The sequence below is a fragment of the Roseomonas acroporae genome, assembly GCF_023223525.1.
GTDB classification, from domain to species: domain Bacteria; phylum Pseudomonadota; class Alphaproteobacteria; order Acetobacterales; family Acetobacteraceae; genus Roseomonas_E; species Roseomonas_E acroporae.
This window is the reverse complement of record NZ_JALPRX010000280.1, coordinates 1-684: the sequence shown is the minus strand read 5'-3', so window position 1 is coordinate 684 and position 684 is coordinate 1. Positions and strand designations below refer to the sequence as shown.

General features: G+C 70.8%; 2 protein-coding genes. Both read left to right on the top strand.

Going from position 1 to position 684, the window contains the following annotated elements; translation table 11 throughout:
* Window positions 1-160 precede the first annotated feature (160 nt).
* Complete coding sequence (locus tag M0638_RS28520; RefSeq protein ID WP_248670342.1) at window positions 161-445, top strand: hypothetical protein; 285 nt, start codon at window positions 161-163, stop codon at window positions 443-445.
* Window positions 426-593, top strand: coding sequence for a hypothetical protein (locus M0638_RS28515; protein WP_248670341.1), 168 nt, complete (start codon window positions 426-428; stop codon window positions 591-593). The genes M0638_RS28520 and M0638_RS28515 overlap by 20 nt, the downstream gene beginning before the upstream one ends.
* Window positions 594-684 lie beyond the last annotated feature (91 nt).

Sequence of the window (684 nt, the reverse complement as noted above, 5' to 3'; positions counted from 1 at the left end):
GCCGCCTCGCGCGGCAGCGGTCCAAGGCCGGCGGAGACGGCGTGGGAAGCGCCGTCTCCGTCCGGGGTCTCTCCTGCGTCGTTGCTGATGGGCTCGCTGCTCATGCCCAGCAATGTGCGCGAGAGGACACAGCATGTCTCGGTTCTCCGGAGCCCGGAAAATGCACGCCGTAGCCGACAACTTCACCACCACCGTCTCGGAGCGGCTGGCGGATGCGCTGCGCCGCCGCTGGGGCGTGTTCCGCTCCCCGGCCAAGATGCTGGCGCGCGCCATCGGGCACGACCCGAGGGCCTGCCAGAACTGGCTGTCGGCCAACAACGCGCCGCACCTGGCGCACGTCATCGAACTCATGGCCGACGACCCGCACGTCGAGGAAGTGATCCTCGACCTCGTGCGGGATCGCCGCGCCGCACGGGGGAAATCCCATGCTGACGATCATGCTTGACGTGGGCTGGTACGGCCTCGGCCTGACCACCCGTCCGGTGTTCTACCTGAGCCTCGGCATCGTCCGCCTGGGCGTGTCCATCCCGGCGCTCGACCGCCTGCTGCGCCGCGAGGCCGACGATCTGCGCGCGCGGAGGGCGGCGCCATGAGCTGGAACGACGACAACACCGCCGAGGCCAAGCGCCTGTGGTGCGCGGGCAAGCTCAGCGCCCGCGAGATCGGCGCGCGCCTCGGCGTGTC